Here is an 18067-nt window from a genome sequence, read left to right on the forward strand (position 1 = left end):
GCGGTTCGTTTCGCCGCTTTGCACGATGCGGCGGCGCTCCGATCGGTCTGCTGTTCGCGCTCGCGCTTGCTGGCTGCCACGAGAGGGCGCAATCGCAGGCGGCCGCGCCTCCGCCGCCGCGGGTGATGGTGGCACAACCGGTCAAACGGACCGTCACAGACTGGGACGAGTTCACCGGCCGCTTCGAGGCGATCCAGGAGGTTCAGGTCCGTGCCCGCGTCGGCGGCTTCGTCAATAGTGTAGAGTTCAAGGATGGTGCGACCGTCCGCGCTGGCGATCTGCTTTATATCATCGATCCGCGCCCGTTCGAGGCGGTTAAGCTGCAAGCCGAAGGGCAACTCGCCGACGCGCGCGCCAAAGGGGAGCTTGCCAAGCGCGATCTCGAGCGCGGCCTGACCCTCGTGCAGACCAGCGCGGTCTCCGAACAAGTCGTCGATCAGCGCCGCCAGCAGCTGCAGGCGGCGCGTGCCGCCGAGACCCAGGCCGACGGCGCGTTGAAGGCCGCACAGCTCAATGTCGAATTCACGCATGTGGTGGCGCCGATCACCGGCCGCGTCAGCCGCCATCTGGTGACCGAGGGCAATCTCGTGCAGGGCAGCGAGGGCAGCGCGACGCTATTGACCTCGATCGTATCGCTCGATCCGATCTACATCTATTTCGACCTGGACGAGGCGACCTATCTGAAGAACAACAAGCTGTGGTTCGAGGGCAGGCGGCCGAGCTCGCGCGACACGGCCAACCCCGTGCAGGTGACGCTCACCGGCGAGACCAAACCCTCGCATGAAGGAAAGATGGATTTCCTCGACAACCGGCTGGACGCGTCGACCGGCACGCTGCGCAACCGCGCGATCATCCCCAACCACGATCTGTCCATTCTGCCCGGACAATTCGGTCGCGTGCGGCTGATCGGCTCCTCGCCCTATGAAGCGCTGCTGTTGCCGGATGCGGCTATCGCGACTGACCAGTCGCGCAAGATCGTATTCGTGGTGAAGGATGACGACACGGTGGAAGCGCGCGCGGTCGAGCTCGGACCGATCAACGAGGGCCTGCGCGTGATCCGCACGGGCCTCAAACCCGAAGACCGCGTCATCATCGACGGCATCCAGCGTGCCCGCGTCGGCGCCAAGGTTAACCCGCACATGATCGAAATTGGCGGGAGCAAGACATGAATCTCGGGCGTCTTTCCGTCAACCAGCCCATCCTGGCGATGGTGCTGTCGATCGTGCTCCTGATCGTGGGCGCGATCGCCTATCGGACGCTACCGGTCGCCGAATATCCGGAAGTGGTGCCGCCGACCGTGGTGATAACCGCGCAATATCCGGGCGCCTCCGCGCAGACCATCTCGGATACCGTGGCCGCTCCCATCGAGCAACAGATCAACGGCGTCGAGGATATGCTGTATATGTACAGCCAGGCGACCTCGAATGGCCAGCTCACCATCACCATCACCTTCAAGCTCGGAACTGACCTCGACAAGGCGCAGGTGCTGGTGCAGAACCGCGTCGCAATCGCCCAGCCGCAATTGCCGGAGGAAGTGCAGCGCAACGGCGTCGTCACCAAGAAGGACTCGCCCGACATCCTCATGGTCGTGTTCATGCTGTCGCCCGACGACTCGCTCGACCAGCTCTACATCTCCAACTATGCGTTGCTGCAGGTGCGCGACCAGTTGCTGCGGCTTGACGGCATCGGCGACATCCAGATCTTCGGCGCGCGCGATTATTCGATGCGGCTCTGGCTCGATCCCGACAAGATCGCCAATCTCGGCCTGACTTCGAACGACGTGGTTGCGGCGGTCCGCACCCAGAACCTGCAGATCGCGGGGCGGCCAGCTTGCGAGCCCACCGATTGCTGACCGCGCCTTCCAGCCGAACCTTACCTTCGTTGGCCGGCTGAAGGATCCATCCCAATTCGAGGACATCGTTGTCAAGTCGGGCCAGGACGGCCGCATCGTTCGCCTGCGCGACGTGGCGCGGATCGACCTCGGCGCGCTCGACTATTCCACCAACAGCTTCCTGTTCCGCAAGTCAGCGGTGGCGTTGCGGGTGACACAGCGGCCAGGATCGAACGCGCTTGCGACCGCCAAGGGCATTAAGGACACGATGGAGAAGCTGAAGGTCGGCTTCCCCAAGGGGCTCGACTACAATATCGGCTACAACCCGACCGAGTTCATCCGGCAGTCCATCAGCGAGCTGATCAAGACGATCTATGAAGCGATGGCACTGGTTGTCGTCGTGGTGCTGGTGTTCCTGCAAGGCTGGCGTCCGGCGATCATCCCGATCGTGGCGATCCCGGTATCGCTGGTTGGTACCTTTGCGGCCATGGCAGCCCTCGGCTACGGCATCAACAATCTCACGCTGTTCGGCCTCGTGCTCGCGGTGGGCATCGTGGTCGACGACGCCATTGTCGTGGTCGAAAATGTTGAGCGGCATCTCGCGCGCGGCTTGAGCCGGCGCGAAGCCACGCTGAAGACCATGGAGGAAGTCGGCGGCGCACTGGTCTCGATTGCGCTGGTGCTGTGCGCGGTGTTCGTGCCGACCGCGTTTCTCGGTGGCATTACCGGGCAGTTCTTCCAGCAGTTCGCGGTCACCATCGCGGTCGCGACAGCAATTTCCTGCTTCTGTTCGCTGACCCTGTCGCCGGCACTGGCTTCGCAGATCCTCCTTCCGCACGAGGAGAAGCGGCCGTCGGCCGGCTGGAATCTGATCGCGCGCGGCTGGGAATGGTTCATCAGGCTGTTCAACCGCGGCTTCGACTGGCTGTCGCGTTATTATGCTGACGTTGCAGGCTTCGTGATCCGGCATCGCGTGGTGATGCTGCTCGTCTATGTGGTCCTGATCGGCAGCGCCGGCTGGCTGCTTGTCACCACGCCCCAGGGCTACATTCCGGCACAGGATCGCGGCTACGTGATCATATCCGCGCAACTGCCGGGCGCGGCCTCGCTGGCGCGGACCACTGAGATCGTTCGCAGGATCGAGAGCATCGCGCTCGATACGCCCGGAATTTCGCATATCGCGGTCTTTGCAGGTCTGTCGGGAGCGACCCGCACACAGGCAAGCAACTCGGCGGCGCTGTTTCCAGTGTTCGAAGAACCGGAGGTGCGCCGCAAGAAGGGGCTGAACGCGCAGGTGATAACGGCAAATCTGCGCAAGCGGCTATCGGCCATTGAAGGTGCGTTCATCATCGTGATCCCGCCACCGCCGATCCCCGGCATCGGCACCGGCGGCGGCTTCACCATGCGCATCCAGGACCGGCAAGGCCGTGGTCCGAAGCTGTTGGCGGCTGCGACTGACGAACTCGTCGCAGCGGCGCGCAAGTCGCCTCTGCTCCTCGCCCCCACTGTGTTCTCGCCGTTCTCCTCGAACACCCCGCAGGTCTTCGTCGACATCGATCAAGTCAAAGCGCAGAAGCTCGGCGTTCCCATCCAGAACATCACCGACACGATCCAGACCTATTTCGGCTCGACTTATGTCAACGACTTCAACTTATTCGGCCGTACCTATCATGTCACCGCGCAGGCCGATCTGCCGTTCCGGAAGGAGCGTCCTGATCTTGCGCGACTACGGACCCGCAACGCCAATGCCGACACGGTGATGCTCGGCAGCGTCGTAGAGTTCAAGGACGTCTCGGGCCCCGATCGCGTCGCCCGCTACAATCTCTATCCGACGGCCGAGCTACAAGGCGAAGGCTTGCCGGGGACGAGTTCGGCGACCGTGATCGCCGCTATGAAGAAGCTCGCCGAGGACAAATTGCCGAGTGGCTTTTCCTTCGAATGGACCGACCTGTCCTATCAGCAGGTTACCGGCGGCAACACCGGATTGTTCGTGTTCCCGATTTGCGTGCTGTTCGTCTATCTGGTTCTGGCCGCGCAATACGGGAGCTGGAGCTTGCCGTTTTCCGTCATCCTGATCGTGCCAATGTGCTTGCTTGCCGCCACTATCGGGGTCCGCATCATGGGCCAGGACGTCAACATTCTCACCCAGATCGGGTTCATTGTGCTGGTGGGATTGGCCGCCAAGAACGCGATCCTGATCGTCGAGTTCGCGCGGGACATTGAGCTTGAGGGTAAACCGCGGCTGGAGGCGGTGATCGAGGCCTGCCGGTTGCGACTGCGGCCGATCCTGATGACCTCGTTCGCCTTCATCCTCGGCGTGCTGCCGCTCGTGATCTCCACCGGCTCCGGATCGGAAATGCGCCAGGCGGTCGGCGTCGCCGTGTTTTTCGGTATGCTCGGCGTCACGCTGTTTGGGCTGATCTTCACGCCGATCTTTTACATGGTGGTGCGCAATCTCGCGGAAGGCAACAACGAGGGCAAGCCGACCCAGACGACAGCGGTCGCGGCGGAGTGAGTTGCGGTGACGCCGATGCGCGATGAAGCCGGAACAACTCATGCTGCCGTGTAAGGCAGGAGGACGGGCGATGGCCACGACGGTTGAAGGCAATGTTGGAAGTCACGACCATGACTGGACGTCAGCAGAAACTGCCGCCGGGCGCAAAGTTAGCCTCTCCCTTTGGAGGGGCATTCGAGGAAGGTGCGCGCGCTGCGGGCGGGGTCGCCTGTTTTGTGCGTTTCTCAAGGTCGATAACCACTGCTCTGTCTGCCACCTCGATTTCACCGGCCACCGGGCCGACGACCTGCCGGCATACTTGGTGATCGTCATCGTCGGACACGTCTTGGTTCCGGTAATTCTCTGGATCGAGGTGGACTATGCACCGTCGCTGACGTTTCAGCTTGGCGTCTACCTTCCGAGTACGGCCTTGGCCTCGATAGCTCTCCTGCAGCCGGTCAAGGGCGCCGTCGTGGCGCTGCAATGGGCGCTCAGGATGCACGGATTCGGCGTGCACCCGCCCGACGAACTCCAGGCTTGAGGCGGAAGGTGTCTCAGCAGAACGACTTCGGAGAAGCGGGCGCGAGCGCCAGCAATTTCATTCGCGGCATCATAGCGTCTGACGTCGAGACCGGCCGCACGCGTGTCGTGGTCACGCGCTTTCCACCCGAGCCGAACGGCTTCCTCCACCTGGGGCACGCGAAGTCGATCGTGCTGAATTACGAGCTTGCGAAGGAATTCGGTGGCCGCTGCAACTTGCGCCTCGACGATACGAACCCGGCAAAGGAGAGGGTGGAGTACATCGACGCGATCAAGCGCGACGTCCAGTGGCTCGGATTCGATTGGGCGCAGGGCCTCCACTTCGCCTCCGACTACTTCGAGCAGCTCTACGCTTGGGCCTGCCATCTCATTCGCATCGGCAAGGCCTACGTGGACGACCAGTCCGCACACGATATCAGAGAGGGCAGGGGGACATTGACGAGCCATGGCCGGAACAGCCCGTTTCGCGACCGCAGCGTGAAGGAAAATGCTGAGTTGTTCGCGCGGATGCGCGCCGGCGAGTTCAGGAACGGCGAGCGGGTTCTCCGCGCGAAAATCGACATGGCGTCAGCGAACGTCAACCTGCGCGACCCCGTCATCTACCGTATTCTCAACGCCAGCCATCCGCGCACCGGCACGGCCTGGCACATCTACCCGAGCTATGTCTTCGCGCACGGCCAGTGCGACGCCATCGAAGGGGTGAGCCACTCGCTGTGCACCCTCGAGTTCGAGGATCACCGACCTCTTTACGACTGGTTCCTCGACAACCTCCCGATGCCATCGCGACCCCGACAGTATGAGTTCGCTCGCCTGGGTATTACGCATACCGTCCTCTCAAAACGCGTGCTGACGGAGCTAGTGCGCGACGGCCGCGTGGCGGGCCGGGATGCCCCGAGAATGCCGACGCTTGCAGGCCTGCGCCGACGCGGCGTGCCTCCCGAGGCGGTGCGTCGGTTCATACGCGGCATCGGAGTTTCGAAGGCCAACAGCACGGTCGACGACGGTGTCCTGGACGCAGCGATCCGGGATGTCCTTAATGAGCGGGCTCCCCGACGACTGGCGGTGCTCAAGCCGCTCAAATTGACAATCGAGAACTACTATGCGGGCCGGATAGAGGAGTTTGATGCGCCAAACCACCCGGCGGACCCGGCCTTCGGGACGAGAGTCGTCCGGTTCTCCCGCGAGGTGTACATCGAGCAAGACGACTTCCACGAGGCGCCACCACACGGTTTCCGGCGCCTGGCGCCGGGCCGCGAGGTGAGGCTCCGCTACGCCTACCTCATCACTTGCCGTGATGTCGTGAAGGACGCGGCGGGCCGTGTGGTCGAGCTACGCTGCACCTACGACCCCGACAGCAGGGGGGGCGCCGGCGGGCGAAAAGTCGGGGCGACAATCCACTGGATCAGCGCCGTGGATGCGTTGCCAGCAGAGGTCAGGCTCTACGGCCGGCTCTTCTTAGCAGCGAGGCCGAGCCCGACGGACCTCGCAGCCGACCTCGACCCACATTCCATGCATACGCTACGCGGCTGCCTCGTCGAGCGCGCAACCGCCTCCGATCCCCATGGCGAGGCGTTGCAGTTTGAGCGCCAAGGCTATTTCAGCCACGATGATGATTCCCGCCCCGAACGGCTGGTCTTCAATCGAACCGCCTCGTTGCGCGAGAGCCCGAGAAAGCTACAGCACCCACGGAGCAACTCCTTGCTACGACCCTCGCAGAGCCATACCATCTGAGGCCAGTCCCTCGAGTGGTGCGTCTCGCGGAATCGTCCCAGTCGGGCCAGTCGGCTCCGGACAGTCATCGCGTACGCGCTGCGACGGGCAGGGATGACGGATGATGGGCAAGGACTATGACGACGACTTCAGCGAATTCGTATCGATCGGCAGGCTGCGCAGGCGCTTGCCGGTGGCGGCGAAGATCGCATTTGTCACTGCAGCACTGACAATGGCTGTCGGAGCTTCACCAATTCCACCTGGAGCCTCTGCGCTCTTAATCAAGTGCGTCTCCACCACCGGCACCTCGTCGATACGCATCGGCAGATAGCTGTCGAAATTGCTCTGCTCGACGCGTCCATCCTTGAAAGTGATTGACCCATGGAGCGCAGCGGTCAGCCCGAAAAGCGTTCCACCCTCAACCTGTGCTTCGATCGTATCCGGATTGACGTACATGCCGCAATCAACCGCACAGACGATCCGCTTGACCTTGACAGAGCCATCGGCCGCCACTTCGACCTCAGCGACCTGCGACAGGTAGCTTCCGAATGCGAATTGTACCGAAATCCCGCGGCCATGCCGTGCGGGAAGTGGTGATCCCCACCTTGATTTTTCCGCGGCAAGGGACAGAACAGCAAGCGCTCGCGGATTGTGACCCAGCAATCCCTTGCGATAAGCGACAGGATCCTGCTTTGCGGCATGCGCGAGCTCATCCATGAAGCTTTCGACCACAAAAACATTGTGAGTTGGTCCGACGCCGCGCCAGAAAGCCGTCCGGACACCAGGGGGCTCGACCCGGACATAGTCGACGTGGATATTGGGCAGCGCATATGGCGGCTTGGCCGCCGCTTCTACGGCATCGAGATCCAATCCGTCCTTGAACCAATAGGGAATATAGCGAGCGGCGATTGAGGAGCCGGCGATCCGATGCGTCCAGGCAACCGGCTCGCCGACCGCATCAAGTCCGGCCGACAGTCGATCGAAGTAGTACGGCCGATACATATCGTGCTGGATGTCTTCCTCGCGGCTCCAGATCACCTTCACCGGGCCATCGACGTGCTTGGCGATCTTGACGGCCAGCACCGTGCCATCGGCCTCCAGCCTTCGGCCGAAGCCACCGCCAATCAGATGATTGTGAATTTTGATCGCATCCCTTGGCAGACCGCTGAGTTCGGCGACCAGAGACCGCGTGAGCGACATCGCCTGCGTCCCGACCCAAACGTCGCAACGATCCTTCTGCAGATGAACGGTGCAGTTCATCGGCTCCATCGCCGCATGGGCCAGGAAAGGCACCTGATAGACGGCTTCGAGCCGTTGCGCCGCTTGGGAAAGAGCTTTCCCTGCATCACCATCGTTACGGGCAACCGCACCCGGCTTCTTGGAGTTCTCCTCCAATTGCTTGACGATATCGGCGTTGCTAACCTTGCCGTTCGGCCCGTCGTCCCACGTGATGGCCGCCGCCGCGAGGCCCTTCTTCGCCGCACCCATGTGATCCGCCACGACGGCAACCGCTTCATCGATATTGACCACCTGCCGGACGCCCTTCACTGCCAGCGCAGCCCTCTCGTCCACCGTTTTCGCCTTGCCGCCGAGCACAGGCGAAATAGCAACCGCGGCGAACTTCATTCCCGGCAATAGCGTATCGATGCCGTAGAGCGCGCGCCCATCGACCTTTATCGATGAATCCACGCGCTTGGCACGCGTGCCGATCAGTGTGAAAGCCTTCGGATCCTTCAATTTGGCGTTTGCTGCAGGCGGCACAGGCAATTTCGCCGCAGCCTTCGCAAGTTCGCCGTAGCTCAGATGCTTCGATCCGGACGCATTGAACACGACGCCGTTCTTGGCATGGCAAGTCTTTGAATCGACGTTCCACTGCTTGGCAGCAGCCGCAATCAGCAGATCACGACCCATTGCCCCTGCCTGACGCAGGGGCGTCCAGAAGGCTCGTACAGAGGAGGAAGCACCTGTAGTTTGAATGTGCAGGAACGTGTTGGCGTAAAGCGCATCATTTGCCGGCGCATGCAGAACCTGAATCTGGTCAAGCCCCACTTCCAGTTCTTCGGCCAGAAGCATCGAGAGCGCGGTGTAAACCCCCTGACCCATCTCGGCCATCGGCATGACCAGGGCCACGGTGCCGGTTGGATTGATCCGTATAAATCCATTCGGGGCGAAAGTACCCATGACCTCGTTTTCAACCACCCGCGAAGCGGGCGCCGCGAACACGGAGTCCGTGCTTGCACCGGTCAGCGCAAAACCAAGCAGCAAACCTGTGCCCTGAAGAACGGCGCGCCGTGACACCGCTGTTTCATCGGCAATCTGCTGTCTCAGAATAAGCTCATCCATGAATCTCAGACTCCCGCCGCGTGTTTGATCGCAGCGCGGATGCGCTGATACGTGCCGCATCGGCACACATTGCCCGACATGGCGGCGTCGATGTCGTCATCCGTCGGCTTCGGCGTGTCCTTCAGCAGCGCCGCCGCCGACATGATCTGGCCGGACTGGCAGTAGCCGCATTGCACCACCTCCAGCTCCAGCCACGCCTTCTGCAAGGCCGCGCCCTGCGGCGCTTGGCCGATCGCCTCGATCGTGGTGATCGGACTATCGCCGACGCTGTCGACCGGGGTCTGGCAGGAGCGGACCGGCCGGCCGTCGAGATGCACGGTGCAGGCGCCGCAAAGCGCTTGGCCGCAACCGAACTTGGTTCCCGTCATGCCGAGCACGTCGCGCAACACCCACAAAAGCGGGGTGTCGCCGTCGACATCGACCTCATGAGGTGTGCCGTTGATCTTCAACGTGAAAGCCATGCGTGCCTCTTGGTGGCTGGGGCTGATAGGACACAGCCAGCCGACCTGGATTGCAATCGTCCGGCTGCACGGATCACTGGGCGCGCGTTGCTCATCGACGAACGCGGATGACCGTCTTCCCCGCGCGTCGCTCGGTCGCGTTGAAGGTGGCGACGGCATCGTCGAGGCTCGAGACGGTGCCGATGTTCGTCCGCAGTCGTCCATCCCGCACCCGCTGGACGATCTCAGTTAGTTGGGCACGATCGGAGTCGACAACGAAGTCGACCGCCCGGCCGTCGGCGGGCCGCGCCTCGGCCGGTCCGACGACGGTCACCAGCGTTCCTCCGGCTCGAATCAGGCCCGCGGACCGCTTCTGGATGTCGCCGCCGATGACATCAAACACCAGATCGACTTTGCCGACGTCTTCCAGGGCGTCGTTCTCGAGGACGACGAACTCTTTCGCGCCGAAGTCGAGCGCCTTCTGACGGTCGGCGGTGCGTCCGGTGCCGATGACGTGGGCGCCGGCCTCTCGTGCGAGTTGCGTCACCATCGACCCGACTGCGCCGGCCGCGCCGTGCGCGAGCACGCTCTGCCCCGCCTGAAGACGGCCGTGCTCGAACAGTCCCTGCCACGCGGTTAGGCCTGAGATCGGCAGGCTCGCGCCCACCGTGAAGTCGACGTCGCCCGGCAGCGGCGCGAGTTTGCGTGCCTCGATGGCTACATACTCCGCCAGGGTGCCGTCGCGATACCAGTCGGCGAGGCCGAACACCCGCTGACCGACCGACAGTCCCGTCGTGCCGTAGCCGAGAGAGGTGACCACTCCGGCCAGCTCGTGGCCAGGGATCGACGGTGTTCGGTCACGGTCGCGGCGATCGGTCCAGGTCGGGAGCCACGTCAGCTCAGTCGGGACGAATCCCGACGCATGAATCTGAACGACGACGTCATTTATCGCTGCCTGCGGCTCGGGCCGCTCCGCCAGCTTCATCCCGGCCGTTCCCGCGGCCTGGTCCATCACAACGATCGCCTTCATGTGAATTGTCTCCTTGGTTATTTGTCTCTTTGGTCGAAATGTCGCAGTGACAGGCGCATGTCGCTCACGGACGAACGCGGATGATCGTCTTCCCGCTGATCCGCTTGGTCAGATTGAAAGCGGCGACGGCATCGTCGAGGGTCGCGATGTTGCCGATGTTCGTCCGCAGTCGCCCGTCACGCACTCGCTGGACGATCTCACTCAGTTGGGCGCGATCGGACACGAGAACAAAGTCGATCGTCAGGCCATTGGCCGGCCGCGCCTCGGTTGGCCCGGCGATGGTCACCAGTGTTCCTCCGGCTCGAATCAAGCCTGTGGACCGCTTCCCGATGTCGCCGCCGATGACATCGAACACCAGATCGACGCCGCCGACGTCTTCCAGCGCGTCGTTGTTGAGGTCGACGAACTCCTGCGCGCCGAAGTCGAGCGCCTTCTGACGGTCGGGGGCGCGTCCGGTGCCGATGACGTAAGCGCCGGCCTCTCGTGCGAGCTGCGTCACCATCGAACCGACTGCACCGGCCGCGCCGTGCACGAGGACGCTCTGCCCCGCCTGAAGACGGCCATGCTGGAACAGCCCTTGCCATGCGGTCAGGCCCGGCATCGCCACGCTCGCGCCCACTGTGAAGTCGACGTCGCCCGGCAGTGGCGCGAGGTTGCGTGCCTCGACGGCCACGTATTCCGCCAGGGTGCCGCCGCGATATGAGTCCGAGAGGCCGAATACCCGCTGTCCGACCGACAGCCCCGTCGTGCCGTAGCCGAGAGCGGTGACCACTCCGGCCAGCTCCTGCCCGGGGATCGACGGCGTTCGGTCACGGTCGAGGCGATCGGTCCAGGTCGAGGGCCATGTCAGCTCACCCGAGGTGAATCCCGATGCGTGAACCTCAACGACGACGTCGTTTATCGCTGCCTGCGGCTCGGGCCGCTCCGCCAGCTTCATCCCGGACGTTCCCGCAGCCTGGTCCGTTACCACGATCGCCTTCATCGTCTACCTCCCGATGTGTGGGATGCCGTCATTTTCAGAATTACCTTGCAGATGAGCGCAAATAGAACGGAGAAAGTCGATGGTCCAATGACCTTCGGGTATGGAATCGATGCCACCGGCTCGGCGCGCAGAAATCAACGGTGCGAAACAAGCATCTGCTTCTCACGCCATAGGGCCGGCCATCACAATGACGATCGGCCGCTCGTCACCTTTAACTTGGAAAAAATATCCACGGCGGGAGACTCTCTTTGATTTCGCCTTCGATCCTCCGGAGCTGCATATGGTTTTTCATGCTCGGCCGCGGAGATAATCGTGGAATTTTGGTGTGGTGCTAAATCATCCTAGCCTTGTCGATACATACGAAAAGCCCAGACTCGTTCCCGGGAAACTTTCCCGGTTGCATCTGGGCTTTGGCGTTACGCTCGCATCACGCGACGCCTGCAGGCACCCTCGGAGAAACTCGGTGCGGTTCAGGTCGAGCCAGCCCGCGCAACGGCAGGAAAGTCCTTCTCGGGATCGAACACGTTATTGAAAAAGTTCGTCAGGGAGTACATAGCCACCAGCGCGACGATCTCTATGACGTTCGCATCCGTGTAGCCTGCATCGCGAACGGCTTTCAGATCGGCGTCACTGACTTTACCGCGGGTCTCGATGACTTTGCGCGCAAACTGTACGGCGGCATCCCGCTTCGGGTCGCTGGCATGGCCCTTCCGAGCGAGAATGATTTCATCGGCCGGCAGCTTGGCCATATGCTCGGCCGTAAAGCTGTGAACCGTCAGGCAATAGTTGCAGCCATTCACTTCCGAGACGGCGAGGCCGATGCTGTCACGCGTCTTCACGTCCAGCGCCTTGCTCAAGGAGCCGAGCAGGGCGGCCCACGCGTTGAACGCGATCGGGCTCTGCGCGAAGATCGCCATCATATTTGGGGTGAACCCGATGTTCTTGGTGATCGTATCGAGGGTCAGTTTCGAATCGGCCGGCACCTGTTCCGGCTTTAGAGCTGCACTTCTTTGCATCGTCTTCTTCCGCAAGTTTCGGGCTTTACTAATACTTATACGAGATCCAGCACGTCTGCGACCGGACGGCGCGGCTTCTGCGCCCAGTTTCCCGGACGCTCCGGCCCCACGGACAACAGCATGACCGGTACTTCGTCCTCGGCCAGTCCGAACTCGCGGTGCACCGCTTCGGCGTCGAAACCGATCATCGGCGTCGAACCCAGGCCCAGCGAGCGGGCCGCATAGATCATCGCCGCCGCGCCGAACGTGCCGGTGCGTACTGCCTCGTCGCGCTGGCGCTGCGGGTATTCCATGTACAGATTGCGTGCGGGGATTTCCCATTCAGGCACCATCGTTGCCGGCATGATGCCCGCTTCCACCAGCGGTGCCAGACGCTCTGGTACAACGCTGGAATCGGCCAACACACCGCAGACGATGAAGGTAACGGCTGCTTCGGTGATCGCGGGCTGATCCCAAGCGAGCGGACGCAACCGAGCCTTGGCTTCAGGCGTGCGTACGGCGATGAAGCGCCAGTTCTGCAGGTGGAAGGACGTCGGCGCGGTGGTGCCGATTCTCACCAGCTCGCGGATTTGTTCGTCGCTCAAGGTGGCGGCAGGGTCGAAGTACTTGGTGGCGCTGCGGCTCAGGATGCATTCGATGACGCCGTTGGTCATGGTGATTCCGTCGGTCATGGCGATTCCTATGGGTGAAGGGATAGGTTGAGGTACGAGAGTGCTTTCGCTTTCTCTGTTGAAAATGCTGCGGCGATGGGTCCGTTCGACATCTAATGCCAGGAACCACGGGTAGTTTTCCGAAAACGAAGGCAGAACAGTGTGACCTCGCTTCCAGAACTGCTTGGTGTAGGGCGGCGGCTTGACCAGTCACATATCAGCGTCCACCACGTTCGCGGTCGGACCGGCTGGAGCGGCTTCGCTCATCTACGCGAGCGCCGCCTTGGTGGCCGCGACCAGGGAGACCGCAACAGCTGGGCCGACGGTCTTCGGTAATTTCATGGGGGTCTCCTTTGTTGCCCGCGCGCGGCGCGGTGGCCCGGTGCAATGGCTTCATGCGATGTCGAGGCGGCCGCGTGCTCGGCCGACCCAGTGGTCCTCAGGATCGGACGCAGCCGGCGAAATTAGAAATTCCGTTTGGTCATGCATTCGATAAGCGCGGGGTATCGTTCCTAAAAGCGCTGTGCGCGTGCGCCCCTTCGGTCTTTTCAGGGAACCGCATCGCGTATCGCCGCTGCTCTCGAAGCGCACAGGCAGCACGCCCAGAACGCATGGCGGTGAGGATTTCAGACACAGCATCACGCAATTCCGACGCCCGCACACATTGGTCGGCGGCATCGATGTTTAGCGTGCGAATGGATGGCGTCTTGCTGACGCCTCGCTCAATGAGCCGTTACTTCAACGTAGCAAGATAGGCAACGAGGTCCGTTCGGTCCGTCGGGTTCTTCAGCCCTGCGTAGGGCATCCTGTTTCCGGGAACCACTTGCTGTGGCGATTCCAGATACGCATCGAGGGTCTTCGTATCCCAGACAATGTCGGACTTCTTCATCGCGTTACTATAGCTGAAGCCGGGAACCGTACCCGCCTTCCTGCCAATGAGTCCCCCCAGGCCCGGCCCGGCGCGACTGGCATGATCTGTCGCATGGCAAGCTGCGCAAGCTTTGAAGATGGGTTTTCCGTGCTCGGCGTCCTGTGCGTAGCCGCGATTCGCGGTTGCTCCCGCAAGTACGAGCACCGCGATAAACGCGCCAATCTTTCCCGCGCTTTTCATAGGGAACGTCCTTTTTAGGTCGGGATCAGAGGTGGCGCGGGCGCGCGACATAATCGTTGAGGTCGTCGCCGAGTCGAAGCGCGAGAGCCCCTAGCGGGCCTGTCGGGTTGTAGCCTGCATTGAAGGGGTAGACGGATGCACCGACGACAAACAGGTTTTGCGCATTCCAGTGCTGCAGGTGAGGGGAGACGACGCTCGTCGCAGGATCGCTTCCCATAATCGTGCCACCAGTGACATGGGTGGTCTGATACACGCGACTATCGTACGGCCCCTTGCGGGGGGCTGTCGGCGGTGCGATGTCGGCACCGGTCGCTTTGGCGATCTCGTCGATCTTTTTCGACAGATATACCGACATCTTGCGCTCGTTCTCGCGAACGTCGAACGTCATGCGCAAGAGCGGTTGCCCATAGGCGTCGACATAGGTCGGGTCGAGGTCGACATAGTTCTCCCGATGCGGATACCAGCTGCCATGGGCAGTTATGCTGAAATTATGTGCGTACCAATCCGCGTTGGCTTTTTTCCACTCCGCGCCCCATTTCGGCGTGCCGGGCGGCACAGCCCGGCTCGTAATCGGCCGTCCGTTCGTCACGTTGGCGTAGATGTAGCCGCCTCCGAAGAAGCCAAGACTGCTGTGGTCGAAATTGTCCCCGTTGAACTCGTCGATCACGGTCTGTGACGCACCGGATGCCAGGAACGGGTTGATCCAGCGGTCCTTGAAGAAGACACGCGTGCCGAACATCGTCTGGTGGCAGAAATTCTTGCCGACCAGCCCGTGACCAGTCTTGGGATTGTAAGGCGTCCCGATCCCCGCCATCAGCAGAAACTTGATATTCGACATCGTGAAGGAAGAAAGTACGACGACGTCGGCCGGCTGTTCATACTCCTCGCCGGTTACGCAATCGATGTAGCGAACGCCTCTCACGCGTTTTGCCTTACGATCATAAAGAATATCGAGAACATGCGTTTCCAGACGCAATTCGAAGCTCTCGCGCTTTCTCAGCATCGGATAAAGCAGAACTTCGGGGCTCGCCTTGGCGTTGGCTTCGCAGATGAAGCGCTCGCAATGGCCGCAGAACTGGCACTGACCAAGCTGCATACCATCGGGATTGGTGTAGGCCTCCGGCGAATTTGCTGCCGGCAAGGGAAAAGGTTTGTAGCCTAGCTTCTTGGTTGCCTCGCTGAAGATCACGCCCGCTTCGGTGATAGGCAGAGGGTTTTGCGGAAACTCGCTCTGCCGTGGTCCCTCGAACGGATTTCCGCCTTCCTGCACCTTTCCACGCAGATTTCCTGCCTTGCCGGCAATGCCGAACAGCTTTTCGAACTGATCGTGATAGGACTCCATCTCTGCATAGGTGACGCCCCAATCCTGGATCGCCATTTCAGCTGGAATGGCCTTCTTTCCATACCGGTTCTCAAGGTGGGTGCGCAAAACAGGGTCAGACTCGCTCCAGCGCCAGGTCTGCCCGTTCCAGTGATTGGCCGCACCGCCCATTCCCTCGCCGGGCTTGAAGGCCTGGAGACGTCGTATCGGCAGAGCCGCTTCGCCATCATTATGGCGAAGCGTGTAGGTCTGGACGGACCAATCCTGAAAGAGATCACCATGCACGTCCCAGCGCAGTTCGTCGCGCTGCGATGGCAGGCTTGTTGCGGCAGTGTGGGTGCGGTCGATTCCACGTTCAAGGACGAGGACATCGACGCCCTTGGCTGTTAGCTGGCGAGCAGCCAGCGCCGCCGTAAATCCGCCGCCAACGAAAACGACGGTGCGATGTTTCAAGCGTGTAGCCATGATTTCTACCCTTACGCGAAGTCGGCGATGGATTTCGGATTGGCGGCATCCGGGAAGGGCTTGCCACGGAAATCGACCATGTCCTGGGAATGAACCGCGGGGAGACCTGGATAGCCGATCGCCTTCCAAAACACCTTGCCGACATTGCCGCCGTAAACGGGATCGGCGAAACAAGCTTGCTCAAATAGCGGATAGACGAGTTCGTTGAACCACGAGGCGAGCTGGACGCGCTCGTCCGTCACCTTGCCGTCGGCAATTTCATGGAGAAATCGGTCGGCACCAATCTCATCTAATTCACTAAAGGCCTTTCCATTGCGTTTCCGGCAGGCCGCATCCGCGGCAGCGAGTCCCGCCTTGAAAAACTGCTCAGGTGTGAGCGGCAATTGATAACCCAGTTCTGGCTTACCCTCTCGCCAGGGGCCGCGCATATAAAGGCGTGCGCCCTTACCGAAACCGCCTGCCAGTTGTCGGTCGACGTAGGCCGCAAGCCCGCAATCGACGCCGCCGGGTGTCAGCGCATCCGCGGGACACATCACGTTGACCATCACTTCGACGAAGACGGCTTCGTCCGGGCCGAAAGACAGATAGCCGGGCACTGGCGACGGCAACTTGGCAGCGATAGTACTCGCGGAAGCATCGACGGATTGGGAGGAGGCCGGTTCGGGTGCTTCCGCGCGCGCCGCGGTTGTCACGACGGTTCCTATCAGGACACCCGGAGCCAGCGAAGCGGCGCCCGTGGCGGCGGCAACGCCGAGAAAGCCTCGACGATTCGGATGGAGGGTTTTGTCGCTTTGGTCATTGGTCATCGGAGTTGCAGTCCACTTTTTTGTCGCGGCGTAATCGCGTGATCATCCATGTGCGAGGCGTCCCTCTGTGCGGCGGAAGCTGGGTCGCCTCATGCGGAGCTCAGTCTGCCTGACGCGCGTTCGCGGTCGGGCCGGTCGGAGCCGCTGCGCTGATCTACGCGAGCGCCGCCAAAGTGGTGGCGAGCAGCGAGACGGCAACAGCCAGGCCAACAGTCGTCGGTTACTTCATGGAGGCTCCTTTACCGCCCACGCGTGGCACGGTGACTCGCCGCAATGCTTTCGATTAGTGGAGGCGACCGCGTGTGCTCGGCCGGCCCAGCAGACCCAAAGATCGGACGCAGCCGACGAAATTAGAAATTACCTTTGGTCATGCATTCGATAGGCGGAGGTATCCTCATCCAGAAGCGTTGTGCGCGCGTGCGTCCCGTCCGTCTTCGATCAGCATCGAGGAGCGCGCCATACTCAAGGTGTCGGGCGGCGTAGGAAGACATTAAGGGGCACCTCGCGATCACCCTTTTTCCATCGCATCGCAACGCTTCGAAAAAGCCTTGTGCCAGCCGCGATCCGTACCCTTGGCCGGACAGCTCTTGCGGCACCTCCGTGTGGAGCAGGGCGAGGCGGCTTTTAGTAGGCGACTGCGAGCGCACCGTCGCCGAAGGGCATTTCAAGCCGGTTCATTGCCGGATTGTCCAGGATACCGCCGCAGCAAGCGGGGCGAGCCGTGTGTCTGGACGGACGGCGACGGATGCGCGGTTCTTCGCGCATGCCGCTCATTGCTTCCACGGCGTTGATAGTCAAATTGAGGATTACTTGCTGTAGTTGCACCTGATCTTCTTGGACAGTCGGCGAGCGCGCTGCGAAGTGGGTCAGCACTGATACGCCGTTTTTCGTTACCTCGTCACGCGTCTGTTTGAGCACGTCGCGGATCGCTCCATTGATCTCCACGCGCTCCTTCCTCGGTGGTGCCTCCTTGAAGGGGCCGCAGCCCGCGGACCCGGTAGATCACGTCACTGGCTCGATAAGCGTCCCTCACGATGCAATCGAGCGCTTGTCGTATCTCGTCTAGGTCCGGCGGCCGATAATCCAGAAGGTGCCGAGCGGCCCGAGCGTTAGCGACTATCGTCGCGATGCGCTGCGTCGCTTCAGCAATATTGTCTGCCGCGGCGCCCACATGTCCAGTGTCGATCATAGCGTTCTCCTTTGGATGTTCGGAGCGGAACACAAGACCGCGAAGGTCTGGTCCGATGGCTGACCATCCAACAAATGATCTAGCCATTCTTGGAGGGATTTGATCCGGACCGGAGGCCCTTGCTTTTTTACTTGGAACT

14 protein-coding genes and 1 pseudogene are annotated in these 18067 nt (G+C 61.7%); 4 read left to right on the plus strand and 11 right to left on the minus strand.

Annotation, left to right across the window (positions count from 1 at the left end):
• Positions 1 to 41 precede the first annotated feature (41 nt).
• From ACVW1B_RS10430 to ACVW1B_RS10445, 4 genes and pseudogenes are all read left to right on the plus strand, one after another.
• The gene (locus tag ACVW1B_RS10430) at positions 42 to 1169 is read left to right on the plus strand and encodes an efflux RND transporter periplasmic adaptor subunit (protein ID WP_456794083.1); all 1128 of its coding nucleotides are present in this window, start codon (positions 42 to 44) and stop codon (positions 1167 to 1169) included.
• Positions 1166 to 4346 (plus strand): annotated as a pseudogene (locus tag ACVW1B_RS10435) (efflux RND transporter permease subunit). Before ACVW1B_RS10430 ends, ACVW1B_RS10435 begins: the two are co-directional and overlap by 4 nt.
• A gap of 70 nt (positions 4347 to 4416) precedes the next feature.
• A complete protein-coding gene (locus ACVW1B_RS10440; RefSeq protein WP_456780813.1) occupies positions 4417 to 4866 on the plus strand; it encodes a DUF983 domain-containing protein in 450 nt (149 codons plus the stop codon).
• A gap of 8 nt (positions 4867 to 4874) precedes the next feature.
• Entirely contained in the window at positions 4875 to 6596 is a 1722-nt protein-coding gene (locus ACVW1B_RS10445) for a glutamine--tRNA ligase/YqeY domain fusion protein (RefSeq protein ID WP_456821589.1), read from the plus strand.
• A gap of 114 nt (positions 6597 to 6710) precedes the next feature.
• Here the strand turns inward: ACVW1B_RS10445 and ACVW1B_RS10450 are convergent, their stop codons facing one another.
• The 11 genes from ACVW1B_RS10450 to ACVW1B_RS10500 all read right to left on the minus strand — a co-directional run bounded on the left by ACVW1B_RS10450 (position 6711) and on the right by ACVW1B_RS10500 (position 17684).
• The gene (locus ACVW1B_RS10450; protein WP_456780811.1) at positions 6711 to 8918 is read right to left on the minus strand and encodes a molybdopterin cofactor-binding domain-containing protein; all 2208 of its coding nucleotides are present in this window, start codon (positions 8916 to 8918) and stop codon (positions 6711 to 6713) included.
• 5 nt (positions 8919 to 8923) lie between these two features.
• A complete protein-coding gene (locus ACVW1B_RS10455) occupies positions 8924 to 9379 on the minus strand; it encodes a (2Fe-2S)-binding protein (protein ID WP_456780810.1) in 456 nt (151 codons plus the stop codon).
• 91 nt (positions 9380 to 9470) lie between these two features.
• Positions 9471 to 10388, minus strand: a complete 918-nt coding sequence (locus tag ACVW1B_RS10460; RefSeq protein WP_456780809.1) for an NADP-dependent oxidoreductase — start codon at positions 10386 to 10388, stop codon at positions 9471 to 9473.
• Between the two features lie 64 nt (positions 10389 to 10452).
• On the minus strand, positions 10453 to 11370 hold the full coding sequence (locus ACVW1B_RS10465; protein ID WP_456780808.1) for an NADP-dependent oxidoreductase: 918 nt from the start codon (positions 11368 to 11370) through the stop codon (positions 10453 to 10455).
• Positions 11371 to 11840: 470 nt separating this feature from the next.
• On the minus strand, positions 11841 to 12386 hold the full coding sequence (locus ACVW1B_RS10470; protein WP_456780807.1) for a carboxymuconolactone decarboxylase family protein: 546 nt from the start codon (positions 12384 to 12386) through the stop codon (positions 11841 to 11843).
• Positions 12387 to 12421: 35 nt separating this feature from the next.
• Positions 12422 to 13057, minus strand: coding sequence for a nitroreductase family protein (locus ACVW1B_RS10475; protein WP_456780806.1), 636 nt, complete (start codon positions 13055 to 13057; stop codon positions 12422 to 12424).
• Positions 13058 to 13769: 712 nt separating this feature from the next.
• On the minus strand, positions 13770 to 14147 hold the full coding sequence (locus ACVW1B_RS10480; protein WP_456780805.1) for a c-type cytochrome: 378 nt from the start codon (positions 14145 to 14147) through the stop codon (positions 13770 to 13772).
• A gap of 25 nt (positions 14148 to 14172) precedes the next feature.
• Positions 14173 to 15933 carry a GMC family oxidoreductase gene (locus ACVW1B_RS10485; protein WP_456821590.1) on the minus strand — a complete coding sequence of 587 codons (1761 nt, stop codon included), beginning with the start codon at positions 15931 to 15933 and terminating at the stop codon, positions 14173 to 14175.
• An 11-nt stretch (positions 15934 to 15944) separates the two neighbouring features.
• Positions 15945 to 16739 carry a gluconate 2-dehydrogenase subunit 3 family protein gene (locus ACVW1B_RS10490; protein WP_456780803.1) on the minus strand — a complete coding sequence of 265 codons (795 nt, stop codon included), beginning with the start codon at positions 16737 to 16739 and terminating at the stop codon, positions 15945 to 15947.
• 350 nt (positions 16740 to 17089) lie between these two features.
• Entirely contained in the window at positions 17090 to 17386 is a 297-nt protein-coding gene (locus ACVW1B_RS10495; RefSeq protein ID WP_456780802.1) for a GNAT family N-acetyltransferase, read from the minus strand.
• Positions 17364 to 17684, minus strand: coding sequence for a hypothetical protein (locus ACVW1B_RS10500; RefSeq protein WP_456780801.1), 321 nt, complete (start codon positions 17682 to 17684; stop codon positions 17364 to 17366). The genes ACVW1B_RS10495 and ACVW1B_RS10500 overlap by 23 nt, the downstream gene beginning before the upstream one ends.
• Positions 17685 to 18067: the final 383 nt, after the last annotated feature.

The sequence above is a fragment of the Bradyrhizobium sp. USDA 4502 genome (assembly GCF_054063355.1).

What these genes read in the sequence shown, in the direction of transcription:
- ACVW1B_RS10485 (WP_456821590.1), bottom strand. Translation starts at nt 15,933, where the DNA reads ATGGCTACACGCTTGAAACATCGCACCGTCGTTTTCGTTGGCGGCGGA.
- ACVW1B_RS10475 (WP_456780806.1), bottom strand. Translation starts at nt 13,057, where the DNA reads ATGACCGACGGAATCACCATGACCAACGGCGTCATCGAATGCATCCTG.
- ACVW1B_RS10465 (WP_456780808.1), bottom strand. Translation starts at nt 11,370, where the DNA reads ATGAAGGCGATCGTGGTAACGGACCAGGCTGCGGGAACGTCCGGGATG.
- ACVW1B_RS10480 (WP_456780805.1), bottom strand. Translation starts at nt 14,147, where the DNA reads ATGAAAAGCGCGGGAAAGATTGGCGCGTTTATCGCGGTGCTCGTACTT.
- ACVW1B_RS10440 (WP_456780813.1), top strand. Translation starts at nt 4,417, where the DNA reads ATGGCCACGACGGTTGAAGGCAATGTTGGAAGTCACGACCATGACTGG.
- ACVW1B_RS10490 (WP_456780803.1), bottom strand. Translation starts at nt 16,739, where the DNA reads ATGACCAATGACCAAAGCGACAAAACCCTCCATCCGAATCGTCGAGGC.
- ACVW1B_RS10450 (WP_456780811.1), bottom strand. Translation starts at nt 8,918, where the DNA reads ATGGATGAGCTTATTCTGAGACAGCAGATTGCCGATGAAACAGCGGTG.
- ACVW1B_RS10455 (WP_456780810.1), bottom strand. Translation starts at nt 9,379, where the DNA reads ATGGCTTTCACGTTGAAGATCAACGGCACACCTCATGAGGTCGATGTC.
- ACVW1B_RS10460 (WP_456780809.1), bottom strand. Translation starts at nt 10,388, where the DNA reads ATGAAGGCGATCGTTGTGATGGACCAGGCCGCGGGAACGGCCGGGATG.
- ACVW1B_RS10470 (WP_456780807.1), bottom strand. Translation starts at nt 12,386, where the DNA reads ATGCAAAGAAGTGCAGCTCTAAAGCCGGAACAGGTGCCGGCCGATTCG.